Consider the following 17,130-nt stretch of genomic DNA (forward strand, 5'->3'; position numbering starts at 1 on the left):
CCCGCGTCAGGCGTACTCCGGCTCGAAGTACAACCCCGCGCCGCCGAGGGCCGAGCCGCCGCGGGTGAAGCGCGGGTCGAGCTTGTCCACCGGCTTCCCGGTCTGCTTCTTCAAGCCCGGGCCGTGGACCTTGGCGAACTCGCGGCCGTCGGCCGCGGCCGCGGACAGCACCGCCTCGCGGAGCGCCGGCACGAACATCCCGCCGCCGGTGAGCACGAGTTCGGCACTTCCGCCGGGGCCGAGTGAGGACAGGAACTGTCGAACCTCCGCGGCGAGCCCGGCGCCGAAGTCGGCCACCACCCCGCGGATGGCCTCCAACTCGGCGCCGGCGCCGATCGGCCCGAGGGCGGCCGACCGGACCGGCTTTCCCTCCGTGTAGACCGACTCGCGGAACCCGTCCACCTCGTCGGCCGAGCGCGCCCGCAGCCAGGCCGCCTTCTCCGCCGGCAGGACGCGGAAGACCCGCTCGTCCAGGTCGCTCATGCCGAGGGCCACCGAGTGTTCCCGCACGGCGAACGCACGGTCGGGGTCCGACTCGCCCGGCCCGTCCGGGCGCATCGTGAGCACCGCGAAGTCGGTGGTGAACGCCCCCACGTCGATCACCACCGCGCGGTACGGGGCGTAGTGGTCGGGGTCCTTGAGGGCCGTCACGAGGGGCCCCTTCCCGAACGACCCGCCCAGGTCGTACTTGTCCTTCTTGAGCAGGTTCACGCCCTTCGTCAGCACGCCGACCGCGTTGGCGTACGGCTCGCTCACCACCGGCCGGGTCGGGTGGAGCGGCCAGCCGGCCTTCTCCGCGGCGGCGGTCAGGAGGCGGCAGCCGGGGTGGGTGGTCACGTCCGCGCCGTGGGCGAACGCCGGCACGGTCAGGCGCGCCGGGATGCCGTCGTAGCGGAGCCCCGCGTGCGGCAGCCGCTCGCACTCTTTCATCACTTCCTTCCGGAGCCACGCGAAGAAGTGCGCGGCCAGCGACGCGGCGAACTGCTGCTGCTGGGCGTGCCGCCCGGCCGGCTGGATGCCGACGCCGGCGAGCATCTCCCGGGCGGACGCCACCACCGCCCGCAGGTGGCCGAGCTGGGTGGCGGTGACGCCGTGTTGCGTTGCCAGGGCGGCGAGGTCGTCGGAGCGGAGGAAGGCTTCGAGCGGGTTGGCGGTCGGGTCGTCGGGGCCGGGATTGAGGAACAGCCGCTTCTTCCAGTTGGCGTGAACCTCGATCCCGTTCGACGCCGTGCGGCCGGCCGCCTTCTTGCCGAACTCCAGCACCGGCTTCGGCCCCGCGCGGTCCACCACGACCACGCTCGGGAAGCAGAAGTCGGCCGTCTCCACGTCGCGGTCGTTGATGAGCCGGGCGGTCGCCCCGGGGTCGGGGCGGAGGGCGACCTTCGTGAAGCCGCTGCCGAAGTCGATGCAGAACACGCGCTCGGCCATGGCCCACCTCACCGCGCGACTTTGGCCTTGAGGATCACGACCCGCCGGTCGTCGTCCTCGTCGATCGCCCACCCCGGCCGCAGCACCCGAACCGCCGCCCCGGTCGAGACGCCCTCGTCCGCCTCGTGATTCTCGCCGTCGAACGAGACCGACTCGCCGGGTTCGCCCACCTGACGGACGCCGCGGACGTTGCCGATGCCGGCTTCCAGGAACCGGGCCGGCTCGTCGCGGCCGAGTTCGACCGCCTCCCGCCACGCCGCGGCCAGCCGGCGGATGACTTCCCGGCGGAACCCGTGCTCCTCGGGCGTCTGCGGGGCGACGGGTTCCGTGGCCGCCGGGCGCGGTGCCGCGACCGGCAGGTCGGTCGCCCGGCCGCCCTCGGCCTCGTACTCGCGCCGCAGGGCGTCGAGCCGGTCCTGCTGGCGGCGGTCGAGCAACGCCAGCCACTGCGTCAGCGCCGCCCGGCTGGCCTCCTCGCGCTCCCGCCGCTTCGCCGCTGCCGCGATCCGGGCGTCCGCCTCGGCCCGCGCCGCCGTCACGGCCGCCTCCAGCTCCGGCAGGAGTTCCGGCGCCGCGGTCGGAGTTCGACGGACGAGTTCTTCCAGGAACGCGACCCGGTCGTCGAGCCCGAGGCCGGTCGTGAACGCCTTCGCCAGCGGACCGACGCGGTCGTCGGGGAGCTTCGGCAGGACGCGCAGGAAGCCGGCGGCGGTCAGCCGGACGGCTTCCGCCTTCGCCTTGCCCTCGACCGCGACCAGCGGCTCGGCGTCCGCGGTCAGACGCTCGATCGCCGCCCCGTTCGGCCCCTTCTTGTCGGCGAACAGCGGGTTCGGGTGCCACTTCGCGCTGAGCCCCGGCGGCTCGTCGGCGGTCGCCACCGCGAGGAGGGCGGCGTCCACGAGTGCGTCGACGTCAACTGCGGGCTTCTTCGCCACTTCGGCTTCCTTGGTAAAGTTCGGCGTCAGAGCACGCCCTTGGTGGACGGCACGCCCGTCGCCCGCGGGTCGGCTTCGACCGCCGCCCGCAGCGCCCGCGCGCACGCCTTGAAGATCGTCTCGACGACGTGGTGCGTGTTCTTGCCGTGGTGCAGCACGACGTGCAGCGTCAGCAGCCCGGCCGACGACACCGCCCGCCAGAACTCCTCGGCCAGCTGCGACGAGAACGTACCGAGTGTCTCCAGCGGCACGTCCGCCTTCCACACCAGGAACGGCCGGCCGGAGAGGTCCACCGCGGCCGTCGCCAGCGCCTCGTCCATCGGCAGCGTGCAGTCGCCGTAGCGGCGGATGCCGGCCTTCGTGCCGAGCGCCTGAACCAGCGCCTTGCCGAAGCAGATGCCCACGTCCTCGACGGTGTGGTGGGCGTCGATGTGCAGGTCGCCCTTGCACGCCACCGTCAGGTCGAACAGGCCGTGCTTGCCGAGGTGCGTGAGCATGTGGTCGAAGAAGCCGACGCCTGTGCTCGCCTGGACGCGGCCGGTGCCGTCGAGGTCGAGGTCGAGGTCGATCGCCGTCTCGGCCGTCTCGCGGCGGATCGACGCGGTGCGGGGCATGGGGGACGGTCCCGTCAAAGGATGGAGCGGAGTTCGGCCAGCAGCCGGTCCGTCTCGACTTCGGTGCCGACGGTGATGCGGAGGCCGTCGTACCCGGCGTAGTTCATGTAGCGGACCAGCACCTTGCGGCGCTTCAGTTCCTCGTACAGCGGCTTCACCGGGCGGTCGGCGCGGCGGCACCACAGGAAGTTGGCGCGGCTCGGCGTCACGTCGAAGCCGAGCGCCGGCAGCTCCGCCGCGAGCCGGGCGCGGGTGGCGAGGAGCTTCGCGCGCGTCTCGCGGAAGTAGTCCTGGTCTTCCACGGCGGCGGTGGCGGCGGCGAGGCTCAGCACGTCGCAGTTGTAGCTGTCCTTCACCTTCACCAACTCGCGGACGACGGCCGGGTCGGCGACGGCGAACCCGAAGCGGATGCCGGCCAGCGCGTACGACTTGCTGAGGGTCCGCGTCACGACCAGGTTCGGGACGCGGCCGAGGAGCGACAGCCCGTTGTCGTCGGCGAAGTCGGCGTAGGCCTCGTCCAGCACCAGCGGGGCGGGGGCGACCGCGGCCGCGAGTCGTTCCACCTCGGCGAGCGGCACGACGGTACCGGACGGCGAGTTGGGGTTCGGCAGGAAGGTGATGTGGCCGCCGGCCGGCCACGCGGTTGGGAGTTGCCAGTCGGCCGTGAACGGGACCGTCTCGAAGCGGGCGCCCTGAATCTCGGCCAGCGACTTGTAGAGGATGTAGCTCGGCGTCGGGGCCAGGACGAGCCCGCCCTCGGGGACGAACGCCCGCGTCAGGATGGTGAGGATGTCGTCGGAGCCGTTGCCGATGAGGACGCCGTCGGGATCGACGTTCAGGACGCGGCCGGCGGCGCGGCGGAAGGTGTCGCCGAGCGGCTGGGGGTACTTGCGGAGGCGGTCGCCGGTGAGGGCGGCGCGGACGGCCTCGAACACCCGCGGGCTCGGCGGGTAGGGACACTCGTTGGTGTTGAGCTTGACGATGTCGGGGTCGTTCAGCTGCTCGCCGGGAACGTACCCGGCCATGTCGCGGATGTTGCTGCGAATGGGGAGCATGACGAGTCGTGTGTGTAACTGGCGAACCGGCGGCGTCAGCCGCCGGGTGGGCGAGGCGGGAACTCAAGGAGGATGTCGACGGCTCCCGCCACCCGGCGGCTGACGCCGCCGGTTCGCCTACTTCTTCGCACCAGCGGCGGCGAGCACCTTGTCGGGCTTCGGCTTCGGGCGGGCGGCGGGGCCGTTGTCGTGCGCCCGCTGCTCGACGCTCGCGGCGTGGCCGGTCAGCCCTTCCTTGTTCGCCAGGAAGATCACGTCGTCGGCGATCTCCTTCAGCCCGTTGCGGGTGAACCGGAGGATGCTCGTCCGCTTTCGGAAGTCGTTCGCCGTCAGGCCGCTGCTGAACCGGGCGGTGCCGCCGGTCGGCAGGACGTGGGACGGCCCCGCGGCGTAGTCGCCGAGCGCCACGGGGGTGAACGGCCCGAGGAACACGGCGCCGGCGCTCTCGACCTCCTCGACGAAGGCGTCGGGGTCGCGGGTCTGGATGTGCAGGTGCTCGGGGGCGAGGGCGTTCACGCAGTCGATGGCGCCCTGCTTGTCCGGGGCGAGGACGAACGCGCCGTACCGCTCCAGGCTGTCCCGCGCCAGGTCGGCCCGGGACAACTTGGCCAGCCGCTTCTCCAGCGCCACCTGCACCTCGTTCAGGAGCGGCTCGTACCACGTCACCAGCACCGGCACGCCCGGCGAGTGTTCGGCCTGGGCGATGAGGTCGAGGGCCACGTAGTCCGGGTGGGCCGAGTCGTCGGCGACGACCACGACCTCGCTCGGTCCGGCGATGCAGTCGATGGCGACCTGGCCGAAGACGTGTTTCTTGGCCAGCGCGACGAACTGGTTGCCGGGGCCGACGATCATGTCGACCGGCTTCAGGCCGTCCACGCCGTACGCCATCGCGGCGATGGCCTGGGCGCCGCCGAAGCGGAACACTTCGGTAATCTTCAACTCGTGGCAGACGGCGAGCATGTCCTGGCTGAACCCGCCGGTGTCCTTCGGCGGCATGCACACCACGATGTTCTCGACGCCCGCGGCCTGGGCCGGGCAGATGGTCATCAGCAGCGTGCTGGGGTACGCCGCGGCGCCGCCGGGGCAGTACACGCCGATTCGCTTCAGCGGCCGGTAGCGGAGGTGCAGCTCGTGCTTGCCGCTGACGCGCATCTCGGCGTCGCGGTGGAGCAGCCCGGACTGGAACTGGAGCACGTTGTACTGGATCTGCCGGAGCACTTCGAGGAACGCCGGGTCCGCCGCGGCGTGGGCGGCGGCCAGCTCGGCCGGCTTCACGCGGTACTGGTCGGGCTTCAGCTTCACCTTGTCGAACGACTCGGTGTACTGGAGCACGGCCGGGAGTCCGCGGTCGCGGACGTCGTTGCAGATGCGCGACACGGCCTGCGCCGGGGACAGCGGCTCGCCGAAAACGGCCTGCGTGAGTTTCTTGCTGGCGGGGGTGACGATCTCGCCTTCGGTGCGGAACTGGTCGCGGAGTTTGGTGAGCTGGGCGTTGGCGTTCGGGGCCGTGAGGTCAATCCGCCGCAACTTCAGAGTCGGCATCGGGGAACCTCGGGGCGCACGGCGGACCGGCGGGGAAGGGGGTAGCCCTCCCCGGGACGGCCACGCGGCAACCCGTCCGGGAACGTGTGTCGGAATGACGGCCGCGAGGAGGGCGGCCCGTAGAGTCACAACATCCGTTATAGAGACCCGGCGGGTCGGGAGCAAGGAACTACCGTTAGGGTAAGCCCTACCCGGAACGCAACCGGTGACGAATGTGCGGGTTGTGCCGAGGCGGCGGTTTCCGTGCGGAGCACCGGCCGGTGGTCACGGGGTATTAACGTCGATGACGACGAATAGAGGGGCGCCGCAATAGCCGGGTAAGGGGTGGGGTTCTAACCTGGCTGAGCTCACGGCTCCGACCCCACACCAACACTCGCCCATGATCGCACGTCTCGACCGCCTCCGGAAGAACCCGGCCGTCTTCCGGTCCCTCACCGGGGTCACCCCGGACGTGTTCGACGCCCTCCTCGCCGACGTCCTCCCGGCCCTGGCCGACGCCGACTTCGCCCGCCACGACCGACCCGACCGGAGCCGCGCCGTCGGCGGCGGCCGCACCACCGGGCTCGAACACCCCGACCGCATCCTGCTCGCCGTCGTCTGGCTCCGGGTGTACCCGACCTACGCCGTCCTCGGGTACCTGTTCGGGGTTTCCGAGTCGGCCGCCCGCCGCCTCGCCGGGTGGTCCGTCCCGGTCCTCGCCGCGGCCGGGAAGGACACCATGCGAATGCCCGACCCGGGCAAGCACCACCGCCGCGACCTCCCGGCCGTGCTCCGGCACACCCCCGGGCTGGCCGTCCTGGTGGACACGTTCGAGCAGCCGACGCACCGGCCGAAGCGGCGGCAGCGGGCCTACTACTCGGGGAAGAAGAAGCGGCACACGGTCAAGAGTCAGGTCGGGGTGGACGAGGAGACCGGGCGGGTCGTCCACGTCCCGCCGAGCGTGCCGGGGCCGACGGCCGACCTCAAGCTGTTGGGGCGGTCGCGGCTCCTGGGGCGGCTGCCGAAGGGGGTCGGGTTGATCGGGGACAAGGCGTACATCGGGGCGGGCGAGTTGCGGCCCGGGGTGGTGTGTACGACCCCGCGGCGGAAGCCGCGGGGGAAGCCGCGGCCGGCGGCGGACGTGCGGTACAACCGGGCGGTGTCCCGGCGCCGGATCGTGGTCGAGCACACGATCCGGCGGCTGCGGGTGTTCCAGTCGCTGACCCAGGTGAACCGGCACGGGCGGAAGAGGCACGAGGTCCGGGTGCGGGCGGTGGCCGGGCTGGTCAACCGGATGATCGACGCCCGGCCGGCGGACTGACCCGTTCTCGGGGAGGGGGACGGTCGTGACCGCCACTATTACGGCGCGCCTCTAATGCGTCCACGGGCTCGACACCGGCCGCCTCGGACAACGACACCGCGAACGCGTGCCGTCCGGTGGGGAGGTTCGCAGGTAGGGGGACATCCCACGTCGCGGTAGCACGGCGGCCGGGGGCGACCTTCGTTGCCGTCGCACGGTCGGCGAAGACGCCGCGGCCGCGGAGGGTGAGCGTGACCGCCTCGTCGGCCGGGCCGACGCCGTTGAGGTGGGCGACGACGCGGACCGTGTCGCCAGCCTTCGCCTGAAGCCGGACGGGTTCGACGGAGACGCGGTGCGGCGTCCAGTCGCGGAGGTGGCTGCCGCTGGGCGAGACGGCGTCGCACGCCTTCGCCGCGGCCGAGCCCCAGCGCTCGCGGCGGCGGTAGTCTTCGGCATTGAACACGTAGGGGCCGCCGTGCTCGGCCAGCACCCACTCGGGGGCCAGGGTCAGCACCTTGCGAGCGCTCGCGCCGTACACGGCCGGCGAGCTGCGGTTCAGGCCCATCCACCCGCCGGAGCCGCTGTACTGGTCCTGGTGGAAGAAGTTGTCCGCCGTGAACAGGCAGCGCTTGCCGTCGATCGTGGTTTCGATGCCGGCGGTGTAGTGCGTCTGGCCCGGCAGGTGGACGAACTTGAACTCGTAGCCGCCCCACGCGGCCGTCTCGCCGTCCTTCAGTTCCTTCGTGAAGCGGATGGGGCGCTCGTCCAGGAACGGGGCGCGGAAGCGGAACGGCTCCTTGAGCGGCCCGGCGACGGTGTCGAGCCCCCACACCTGCACGCGGTCGCGGCCGGCCATGTAGTACAGCCCGTCGAAGTGGTCGTAGTGGGCGTGGCTGAACGCGACGACCTCGACGGGGCCGAGCTTTTCGGCGGCGCGGAGCTTCTCGATCTGCGCGGCGATCCGCTCGGCCCACGGGTCGAGGACGAAGCAGCCGCTGCCGTCGCGGGCCTTCAGGACGTAGGTGTTGCCGGTGATCCACAGGTGGTCCGAAACCTTCGACCACGGCTTGTCGCCGCCGCTGCCGACCTGCTCCTTCGGCACGAGAAACGAGTACTGGGGCGGGTTCCCCTCGCGCTTCGAGAAGCGCTCGAAGCTCTTGAGGAACGCCGCTTCGTCCACCAAAGCCGCGGTGTCGGTGAGGGCTTTGGCGCAGTCCTTCGCCAGCACGGGGCCGTGGGCCGGCAGCAGGTGCGTGGGGGCGAGCTTGGCGAGCGCCCGCAGCGACTCGGCGGCGGGCTTGAGGCCGGCGTCGGTCCAGTGGTCCCAGTCGGTGGTGTACGGCGTCCACAACTTGCCGGGCGAATGGAAGGCGTCGCCGCAGCAGACGACGTTCGTGCCGTCGGCCTTCGTGAGGTGATACGCCAGGTGGTCGCGGCTGTGGCCCGGCGTGGCGACGGGCGTGATCGTCCACGGGCCGAACGGGATCGCCTTGCCGGGCTCGACGGTGCAATCGACGCCGGGGACGCCCTCGGGGATGAGGAAGTACCCGGTGCGCGAGCTGCGCAGCGGCACGGCGTCCTTCCACGCCTTGGTGACCGCTTCCGGCGCGAGCCACTCGGCCGCTTCCTTCGCGGCGCGGACGGGGACGCCGGCCTTGCGGTACGCCGCGGCGTGGGCGGCGGTGTCGCGGTGGTGGTGCGTGAGCAGGACGGCATCGACCGTCTCGATCGGCAAACCCGTGAGCTCGTCGGGTGGCACGGTGGCGTCGATGAGGAGCGCGCGACGACCGTTGACGACTGCGTAGCCGTGCGGGGCAGTCGCGGTGCGGTAGACGCCGGGGACGACCTCGCGCCAACGGCCCGCGGCGGGCTGCGGGCGGGCGTGGGTCAGCCACGCGAGCGCGGCGACGGCGGCAACGCAGGTGGAAGCGAGGACGAGGCGCGGGCGCATGGCAAACCCCCGTGAGGCGTCCGACATGGTGGCCGGGGGATTGAGGAGCGTCAAGAAAATCCGCCGGTCGCGGCGTAGCCCCAAGGGGCTACGCCGCGACCGGCTGTGACGTTACTTCACCTCGCGCGTTGGGTCGCTCACCACAGGATCGATCGGCTCGCCGTTCAGTGCCCGCATGAACAACACCAGCGCCGCCTTCTCGTCGGCGGTCAGGTTCAGCTTCAGCGGGATAATCGGCTTCTTCGACGGGCCGAACGTCTTCACCGCCGCGTCCACCGGCTGGCCGGCCGCCCGCGCCCGCAGGTACGCCGCCTCCGCCGCCGTGTCCCGGAGCTTGTCACTCAGGTACGGGTTGGCGTTGCCGCCGCGGTCGTACAAGTCCACCACCGCCTCCAGCGTCTTCTCGTCGCCGCTGTGCATGTACGGGGCGGTGTCCACCAGCCCGCGCAGGCCCGGCGTCTTGAACGCCCCCACGAGGTTCACGTCCTTGTGCCCCGTCCGCAGGATCGAGAACCGGCCGAACTCCTCGTACGGCAGGTCGCCGTTCCCGTCGGCGCCGACGCCGAGGTTGTGGAAACCGCCGTCGCTGAAGGTGTCGCCGGTGTGGCAGGTCGAGCACTTCGCCTTGCCGAAAAACAGCGTCCGGCCTGTGACCAGCTTCGCCCCCACGGCGTCGGCCTTGCCGGCGTCGGCGTCGGGGTCGAGGTTGAGCGCCTTCAGCGCGGCCGCGTCCTTCGCCGCGAACGCCGCCTTCAGCACGGCCGCGTAGTCCTCCGCCTTCAGCTCGAACTTGCCGCTCTCCTCCTCGGTCACGCGCTTCTTCATCGCCGCCTCCGCCCGGTCGTGGACCGAGTTGCCCGACAGCACGGTCCGCTCGTAGGTAGCGATGGCCTTCGCGGCCGAGTCGCGGGTCGGGGCGTGGCCGAACACTTGCGCGAACGCCTTCACGTACTCCGGCGTGCCGCGCAGCCGTAGGACGGCTTCCTCCCAGGCGTCGGCCTTGCCGCCGAACATCTCCTTGTTGTTGCCGACCGGCCCCTGCGACTGGTCTTCGAGCGTGTCGGCCCGGCCGTTCCAGAACTGGAACTTGGCGTAGGCGGCGTTGATGACCGTCGGCGAGTTGATCGGCCCGAGCGCCCCGCCGATGCCGGTCGAGGTACGCTTCTGGTCGGTGAACCCCTTCGCCGGGTGGTGGCACGTCGAGCACGACACGTTGCCGCTGGTGGACAGGATCGGGTCGTAGTACAGCTTCCGGCCCAGCAGCCACTTGGCGAGCGTCATCGCGTTCTCGGCCGGCACCGGCGGCGCCGAGTTGAGCCCGAGCGGCACCCGCACCTTGATCGCCCGCCGCGTCACCTTCTCGCCGGTGGCGGGGTTGACGGTGTCTTCCTGGTAGTCTGTGAAGAACGCCTTCAGGTCGGCCCAGCCGGGCTGGTTGCGGGTGACGAAGGTCATCGGCACCTGATCCTTGAACGGGATCATGACCGCCTCGTTCGGCAGCAGGTAGTCGGCGGGCTCGGTGAGGCCGGCGAGGCCGGGCTTGGTCGGCGGGTTGGCCGAGGTCGGACCGGGGACGGCGGCCAGCGCGGCGAGCGCGGCCGCCACGGCGACGGGTCGGGAGAAGCGCCAGGCGGCGGACATGGTGCGTCCTTTCGCGGGTCTGGAAGGGGCGTGTGCGGCGGGAGTAACAGTTATTCGTTAGGCGCCGCCGGGCGCGGAGTCAACGCGGCGGTCATCGGGGGCGGGTATTCACGGCATCGGCGGCGACGATGGCAGGGCGGCGAGCAACCGGGAGACGGCGGGGCGGTCCGTCGGGTCCTTCGAGCGATACGCGAACAGGGTTCGGCCCGACCGGTCGAGGACGAAGTCGCCGCCGAGCTGAAACACGTCCTCGCCCTGGTAGGGTTGTTGCGGGGCGAACCCGCGGACCATTCCGGCGACGTACCCGAGGAGCACCCGCGGCCGGAGGAAGGTGCGGAACGGCGTTCGCTCCAGGCCGAAGGCCCGGTACGCGCCGCGCTCCGGGTCCGACGCGAAGGCGACGCTGTAGGTGTGGCGGGCGAGGTAGTGTGCGAGGAACTCGGGCTTCGCCTGCGCGACGGCGAGGACGGAGCAGCCTCGGGCCGCGAACTCGTCGCGGGCGGCGTCCACCTCGCCGAGGTGGGCGTTGCACGGGATTCAGACGAGGTGCCGCAGGAAGACGACGAGCAGGAACGGCCGGTCGATGAAGGCGCCGAGCGTGGTCGGCGTGCCGTCCGGGAGGAGGAGGGGCAGGGCGGTCATGGTGGGTAGTGTAGCGGGTTCACCCCCGGACGCGCCGCCACATTTCCTTCAGGAAGCCCCACGCGAACCCGAAGTGGATGCCGACGATGACCGCGGGGATGCGCGCCGCCACGCCCGCCGGGCGGCCGCGGCCCAGCACCACGGCCGCGCCGAGCAGCACCGCCGCGTACAGCGCCAGGCTCGCGCCCCACACCCAGCCCAGGTACGGCACCACGAGGCTCAGCAGCCCGCCGAGCACGACCCACAGCGCCCACGCCGGCGGCACCAGCGCCGGTAGCGTCAGCGACCGCGGCGCCTTGAACGCCAGCCGGGCGCGGCCGAGGCCGTACCGGCCGAGCTGGTAGAACAGCGCCCGGAAGCTGGCCCGCGGGTGGTACACCACCTTCACCGCCGGCGTGAAATAGCACGTCAAGCCGGCCGCCTCCACGCGCTGGTTGAACTCCACGTCTTCGCAGGCGTCGAACGCCTCGTCGAAGAAGCCGACGCGGTGGAACACGCCCCGCCGGTACGCCACCGCCGTGTTCTGCGGCGGCACGAACTTGGCCTCGTCGGAAAAAATGTCGGAGTCGGGGTTGTGCCCGAGCCGGCTCGCGCGCGCCGCCGACACCGCGAGTTGGAACCGCGTCGGGTTCGGGGCGTCGAGCGGCTGCGGCCGGCCGAGGCTGTCGGCGCCGCTCGTGGCGAAGGCGTCGGCCACGTTCCGCAGGTAGTTCCGGTCCGGCACGGTGCAGTGGCCGTCCACGATGACGGCCACGTCCTTGCTGGCGTGCCGCAGGGCGGTGTTGCGGCCGGCGCTGGAGAGGCGGCCGGCGTTGAAGACGAGCTTCAGGTTCGGGAACTCGCCCTGGAGGCGGCGCACGATGGGGACGGTGGCGTCGTCCGAGCCGCCGTCGGCGACGATGACCTCGAACCGGTCGGCGGGGAAGTCCTGCGTCAGGAGCGTCCGCAGCGCCGGCTCGATGGCCTTCGCCTCGTTGCGGATCGGCACGATGACGGAGACGGAGCATTCGTCCTTCGTCATCCGTCCTTCGTCATTCGTCATTCGGCCGACGCCGTGAGTGACCATCGAGGAATCCCGCCCCGGGCGAATGACGAAGGACGAATGACGAAGGAGGGCTATTCCGTCGGCACCCGCGGCTTGCGCTGGTAGAGGCGCTTCAGCCCGAGCAGCTTCAACCCGGTCGCGAACAACACCACCAGTTCCATCCGTAGCGTCCGGTGGCGGACGTAGAAGAGGTCGTAGGCCAGCTTGTTCTTCACGCTGCGGACGCACGTGTCCGGCGGCAGGTGGACCTGTGCGAAGCCGGTCAGGCCGGGCTTCACCACGTGCCGGCGGTCGTAGCCGGGGATGCTCAGCCGCAGCCGCTTCACGATTTCCGGCCGCTCCGGCCGCGGGCCGACCAGGCTCATGTCGCCGCGCAGCACGTTGAACAGCTGCGGCAACTCGTCCAGGTGCAGCTTGCGGAGGGCGCGGCCGAGCGGCGTGATCCGCGGGTCGCCGGGGAGGCTCCAGCGCGGGCCGGTCAGGCTCTCGCAGTCGTGGACCATGCTGCGAATCTTGTACAGCGTGAACACCCGCCCGCCGCGGCCGACGCGCGTCTGGCTGTAGATCGCCGGCCCCGCGGACGTGAGCCGGACCAGCAGACAGCACAGCCCCATCAGCGGCAGGCCGGGGATGAGGATCAGCAACGCCGCCACGCCGTCGAACGCCGGCTTGGCCCACCCCGCGGGTCGCACCGGGGCGGGGCCTGACGGCCGGCAGGGCGGGTGCTGGATCGACACGGCTGGACTTCGCATCGCGGGCTTCGGGGTCGCCGCCACGGCCCACGGCCGGGTGGTTCGGTCGGTCATCGGTGCGGTCCTTCGCGGTGATGCCGGGCGGGGCGTCCCGGCCGTCGGTCGTCCGTCAGCGGGCGAACCCGGCGGCGTACTGGGCGAACGCGGCGGCGACGAAGGCGCGCGTGGTGGCGTCGTCCTCCGGCCGCTCGTCGTCGCCGTCGGCGAGGGGGGTGACGACGTACACCTTGTAGAGCACGGCCACCCGCGCCAGCCGGGCGGCGAACTGCCACCGCGGGTTGTCGGGGGCCTCCCACGCTCCCTCGCCGGTGTGCCACGCCCAGCGCACCCGCACCCGGTCCTGGCGCGTCGCCGTCGTCTTCTCGAAGTCGGCGACGTAGTACGTCGCGGTGCCGCCGCCGGGCAGCTCCGCGGTCTCCTTCTTCGGCGCCCGCAGCGTCTTGTACCCGCTGCCGGGGTAGCACACGTCCGGCGTGTGCGTCGACACCGACCCCGGGATGCCGCTGATCATGGTCACCGCGCCGCCGCGGCCGGTGCTCGCCGACTGGTAGCGGTGCGAGGTGGCGACGCTCCGCTCGTTGGTCGGCATCTCGGTCGGGATGGGCGTCGGCTGCCAGTCCTCGAAGCGGACTTCGAGGGCGTGCATGCGGTCGTTCTGCGTCTGGTCGGGCTCGACGAACGTCCACCGCTGGATGGCCGCCCCGTGGACCACGGCCCCGGCCACGACCAGCACGGCGACGACGACGAGCGCGGGTGTCTTCAGCATGGTGCTTCTCCGGGCTGGGCCGAGGGACAGTGGGACTGAGGGACTCAGGGACCAAAGACGAGCCTTGTTCCCGAACTCAGAGTCCCTTTGTCCCTGAGTCCCACTGTCCCTCAGCCCACACTCAGCACAGCGCCTCGGTCTCGGTCGCGCCGACGTACACGACGCCGCTGTACGGGATCTCCATCGCCGCCACGCGGTCCGTCGCCTTCTCCAGCAGCGGCAGCTTCGTCTCGCGGTAGCGGGCGCACACCAGCACCACCTCGCACCGCCGGGCCACCGCCACCGACTCGGCGACCGTCAGCAGGGCGTGGCCGTGCAGGATGACGCAGTCGAACGGCTCCTTCAGCTTCGCCAACACGGCTTCGAGCCGCCCGCCGACCGCGGCCTGCCGCGCCTCGTCGGACCACTTGCCCGCCGGCAGGAACGCCAGCCCGCTCGGCAGCGTCACGACCGCCGAGCGCGGGTCGGTCTCGCCACGGAGCACCTCGCACGCGCCGACGGTGTTCGGCACGCCGGCGTAGGTGTGCAGCGCGGGCTCGCGCAGGTCGAAGTCGGCGAGGAGCGTCTTGTACCCGGCCTGGGCCAGCGAGCTGGCGAGGCCGAACGCGGTGAACGCCTTCCCCTCGTCGCCCAGCGGGCTCGTCACCGCCACGCACGTCGCCCCGCGGCTCAGCCACGTCTGCGCGACGTAGGCCCGCAGCTTGTCGATCGCCTCGTTCGCGGCCGCCCGCCGGGCCGGGTCGCGGCCGGTGGCGTCGGTCGGCAGGCCGGGGATGACGCCGACCACCGGCGCGGGGCCGACCGACTTCAGGTCGGCGAGCGAGCTGACGCGGCGGCTGACGGTCTCGAACGCGACCACGCCGAGGGCCACGAGGAAGTAGCCGAACAGGCCGCCGGCGACGGTGCCGAGCACCTGCTTCTTGATGTCCTTCTGCATCGGGCTGGACGCCGGCTGGAGCAGCTGGATGCGCTGCCCGGCGAGCAGGTCGAGCTTCAGCGCCTCGTGCTGGGTGATGAGGCGGGCGTACATGCCGTCGCGGGAGCGCAGGTCGGTGTCGGCCGGGTCGTAGCTCGGCGGCACGAGCCCGCCGCGGCCGTCGGTGCGGACCACCTCCGCCGCCTGCGGCAGGTTGTTGAGCATGCGCTCCAGGTTGGCCATGCTGATGCGGGCGGTGGCGAGCTGCGTCTCGTAGCGGGCCACCTGGTTCTTCACCGTCGTCCACTCGGTGAAGAGCAGTTTCCCCTCGGCGGCGCGCCTCCCGCCTTCGAGGAGACCGGCCTTCTCGCGGCGGACCTCGGCCAGGCGGGCGTTCTGCGCCTCGTACACGCGGCGGAGGTTGACCACGTCCGGGGCGTCCGGCCGGCCGGCGCTCGCCGCGAAGTCGTGGTTCGCCTTGGCCCGCCGCACCTGCATCGATTGATCCACGACCTGCTGGTCGTTGTCGACCGCGGCCAGCGTCGCCGGGTCTAGGGGCGCCCGCTTAAGTGCCTCGATCTGGCCTTCGAGTTCACGCATCCGCGCCTTCCCGGCGCCGATCTCGATCGGCAGCGTGCGGTCCACTTCCATCTGGAGCGCGGCGAGCCGGGAGACCAGCGCCCGCGGGTCGAGCTTGGCCATGAGTTCCAGGCCGCTCACGGCCGCGGGCGCCGCGGCCGGCGGTGCGACGCCCGGCGGCAGAACGCCGGGCGTGCCTTCCACGGCCTGCACCGGCGTGACGCCGTCGCCCGGCGCCTTGGCGAGGGTGTGGCCGCGGCTCATGTTTTCGAGCCGCTTCTGCATGTCCTGCATGGCCTGCTCGGACTGGCGGAAGCGGGCCTGCTTCGTCGCCACCTCCTTCTGCACGACCTCGGCCAGGAACGCCTTCTGGACGGCGTTGACGATCTTGTTCGCGTCCGCCGGGTTGTGCGACGCCATGCTGACGCGGATGACTTCCGACCCGTCCGGGGCGCCGACCAGCACCTCCTCGCCGAGGTACTTGATGGGGTCCTTCTGGGCCTTGACCGTCGGCAGGTCCTTGAGGTCGCGCATGGCGGCGTTGAGGACGAATTCCGACTTGATGAGGCCGCTCATGGTGCGGACGTAGGTCGTGAAGTCGGTCCGGGCCTCCTGGGCGTTCCCCTGGTGGGCCAGCGCCGGCGGCACCTGCGACACCTGGAGGAGGCCGTACGACTCGTACTTGCTGGCGAGCAGTTCCCACGCGGCGTAGCTGCCGACGGCCCCGAGCAGGGTGCCGCAGAACAGGATCATCAGCCAGTGGAGCTGGAGGTACGTGAGGACGCGGAGGCCGTTACCGTCGCCGTCCGGCTTGGCGGCCGGGCGGGCGAGCGGCCGCGGCGGGGCGGGCCTCGGGGCGGCGAGCGCGGGGGCGAAGGTCGGTCCGTTCATGGGCTCTGCGTCCTTGCAGGCTCAGACCAGGGGTGAGTCGCGGCGGTCGGGCGCGTCAGTCGTTCGTGACGAGCTTCTTGAGCACCCACAGCTCCAGCGCCAGCAGCGCCAGGCCGACCGGCATCATGAGCCAGCCGTAGAAGTCGTGCAGGAAGTCGAGCGTCCCCTTGTCGGTGAGGACGAGGTACGCCAGGCCGGTGGCGGTGATCCGCAGCACGTTCGTCAGCACGGCGATCGGGATGATGCCGAGCAGCACCATGCCGCGCTCGAACCACGAGCGGTTCGTCAGGAGCACGGCCCCGACCGAGAACGCGGCGAACGTCACCAGCATCTTCAGGCCCGAGCACGCGTCCACGACGCCGAGCCGCACCTCGTCGATCAGGATGAGGTTGCCGTCGCGGATCGCGGGCTGGCCGAGCGTCTGCAACAAGTACGTGCTGCTGATGGTGGCCGCCGTCTTGAGCGGCTGGCCGACGTTCCGCTCCAACTCGTACGGGAGCGGCACCATGAACAGGAGGAACAGCAGCCCGCCGCCGACGCGCCTCAGCAGCGGCATCCCGCCGGCCGCGAGCGCGACGCCGACGAGGGCGAGCATCAGGCTGGCGGCGTCGAGCTGGTGGAACAGCAGGCTGCCGGCGAACGCCCGGAGGACGACCGCCACGGCGAGGAGCCCACAGCCGACCCAGGGCCGCGGCAGGGGCACGAGCGGCCCGGCCTGCCACGCCTTCCACACGAGGTACGCGGAGAAGAACGGCACGAGCAGGCCGTGCGAGTACTGCGGGTCGTTGATCCACTTGTCGAAGAACACGGCCAGCATGGGCAGGTACGCCCAGACCAGCAGGCCGACGAGCGCGGCCACCTGCCACAGCGGCGGGCGGAACGGGGCGGGCGGCGTGGGCGCAGTGACGACCGTGACGGGGGTGGTCGGCAAAACGGCGGTCGTCGGCGGCGGTGCGGGTGCGGCGGTGGTGATCGACATCCCTGTCCCCACGGGGGGCGAACCTCGGCGAGCGGGGATTGTTGCACCCGCCGCGGGTCCGACGCAACCCCACTTCCCGGCCGCGGGGAATTCGGTGGCCCCACCGGAGCCCGTG

General features: G+C 71.7%; 14 protein-coding genes. 1 reads left to right on the forward strand and 13 read right to left on the reverse strand.

Features of this window, described 5'->3' with window-relative positions:
• Positions 1-6 precede the first annotated feature (6 nt).
• From ETAA1_RS10370 to hisD, 5 genes are all read right to left on the reverse strand, one after another.
• Complete coding sequence (locus ETAA1_RS10370) at positions 7-1,428, reverse strand: acetate and sugar kinases/Hsc70/actin family protein (protein WP_145237279.1); 1,422 nt, start codon at positions 1,426-1,428, stop codon at positions 7-9.
• Positions 1,429-1,436: 8 nt separating this feature from the next.
• Positions 1,437-2,363, reverse strand: coding sequence for a hypothetical protein (locus ETAA1_RS10375; protein ID WP_145237282.1), 927 nt, complete (start codon positions 2,361-2,363; stop codon positions 1,437-1,439).
• Positions 2,364-2,389: 26 nt separating this feature from the next.
• Positions 2,390-2,977: an imidazoleglycerol-phosphate dehydratase HisB gene (gene hisB / locus ETAA1_RS10380; RefSeq protein WP_145237285.1), complete on the reverse strand. Its 588-nt coding sequence runs from the start codon at positions 2,975-2,977 to the stop codon at positions 2,390-2,392.
• A gap of 14 nt (positions 2,978-2,991) precedes the next feature.
• Positions 2,992-4,032: a histidinol-phosphate transaminase gene (gene hisC / locus ETAA1_RS10385; protein WP_145237287.1), complete on the reverse strand. Its 1,041-nt coding sequence runs from the start codon at positions 4,030-4,032 to the stop codon at positions 2,992-2,994.
• Positions 4,033-4,149: 117 nt separating this feature from the next.
• Positions 4,150-5,574 carry a histidinol dehydrogenase gene (hisD, locus tag ETAA1_RS10390; RefSeq protein ID WP_145237290.1) on the reverse strand — a complete coding sequence of 475 codons (1,425 nt, stop codon included), beginning with the start codon at positions 5,572-5,574 and terminating at the stop codon, positions 4,150-4,152.
• A gap of 379 nt (positions 5,575-5,953) precedes the next feature.
• Between hisD and ETAA1_RS10395 the strand changes: the two genes are divergently transcribed.
• The gene (locus ETAA1_RS10395) at positions 5,954-6,874 is read left to right on the forward strand and encodes a transposase family protein (protein WP_145237293.1); all 921 of its coding nucleotides are present in this window, start codon (positions 5,954-5,956) and stop codon (positions 6,872-6,874) included.
• Here the strand turns inward: ETAA1_RS10395 and ETAA1_RS10400 are convergent.
• The 8 genes from ETAA1_RS10400 to ETAA1_RS10435 all read right to left on the reverse strand — a co-directional run bounded on the left by ETAA1_RS10400 (position 6,840) and on the right by ETAA1_RS10435 (position 17,015).
• Complete coding sequence (locus ETAA1_RS10400) at positions 6,840-8,804, reverse strand: MBL fold metallo-hydrolase (protein ID WP_202920813.1); 1,965 nt, start codon at positions 8,802-8,804, stop codon at positions 6,840-6,842. The two genes, ETAA1_RS10395 and ETAA1_RS10400, sit on opposite strands and share 35 nt — an antisense overlap.
• 111 nt (positions 8,805-8,915) lie before the next feature.
• A complete protein-coding gene (locus ETAA1_RS10405; RefSeq protein WP_145237299.1) occupies positions 8,916-10,445 on the reverse strand; it encodes a cytochrome-c peroxidase in 1,530 nt (509 codons plus the stop codon).
• A 108-nt stretch (positions 10,446-10,553) separates the two neighbouring features.
• The gene (locus ETAA1_RS10410) at positions 10,554-11,087 is read right to left on the reverse strand and encodes a peroxiredoxin-like family protein (RefSeq protein WP_241392848.1); all 534 of its coding nucleotides are present in this window, start codon (positions 11,085-11,087) and stop codon (positions 10,554-10,556) included.
• Positions 11,088-11,106: 19 nt separating this feature from the next.
• Complete coding sequence (locus tag ETAA1_RS10415) at positions 11,107-12,108, reverse strand: glycosyltransferase family 2 protein (RefSeq protein WP_202920815.1); 1,002 nt, start codon at positions 12,106-12,108, stop codon at positions 11,107-11,109.
• 95 nt (positions 12,109-12,203) lie between these two features.
• Positions 12,204-12,938, reverse strand: a complete 735-nt coding sequence (locus ETAA1_RS10420) for a sugar transferase (RefSeq protein WP_238389406.1) — start codon at positions 12,936-12,938, stop codon at positions 12,204-12,206.
• Positions 12,939-12,993: 55 nt separating this feature from the next.
• Positions 12,994-13,650 (reverse strand): hypothetical protein, encoded by a 657-nt coding sequence (locus tag ETAA1_RS10425; RefSeq protein ID WP_145237308.1) that lies wholly within the window; start codon positions 13,648-13,650, stop codon positions 12,994-12,996.
• 121 nt (positions 13,651-13,771) lie between these two features.
• Positions 13,772-16,036 (reverse strand): tyrosine-protein kinase domain-containing protein, encoded by a 2,265-nt coding sequence (locus ETAA1_RS10430; RefSeq protein ID WP_145237311.1) that lies wholly within the window; start codon positions 16,034-16,036, stop codon positions 13,772-13,774.
• Between the two features lie 55 nt (positions 16,037-16,091).
• A complete protein-coding gene (locus ETAA1_RS10435; RefSeq protein ID WP_145237314.1) occupies positions 16,092-17,015 on the reverse strand; it encodes an exosortase/archaeosortase family protein in 924 nt (307 codons plus the stop codon).
• Positions 17,016-17,130: the final 115 nt, after the last annotated feature.

Source organism: Urbifossiella limnaea (assembly GCF_007747215.1).
In the GTDB taxonomy this organism is placed as follows: Bacteria; Planctomycetota; Planctomycetia; order Gemmatales; family Gemmataceae; genus Urbifossiella; species Urbifossiella limnaea.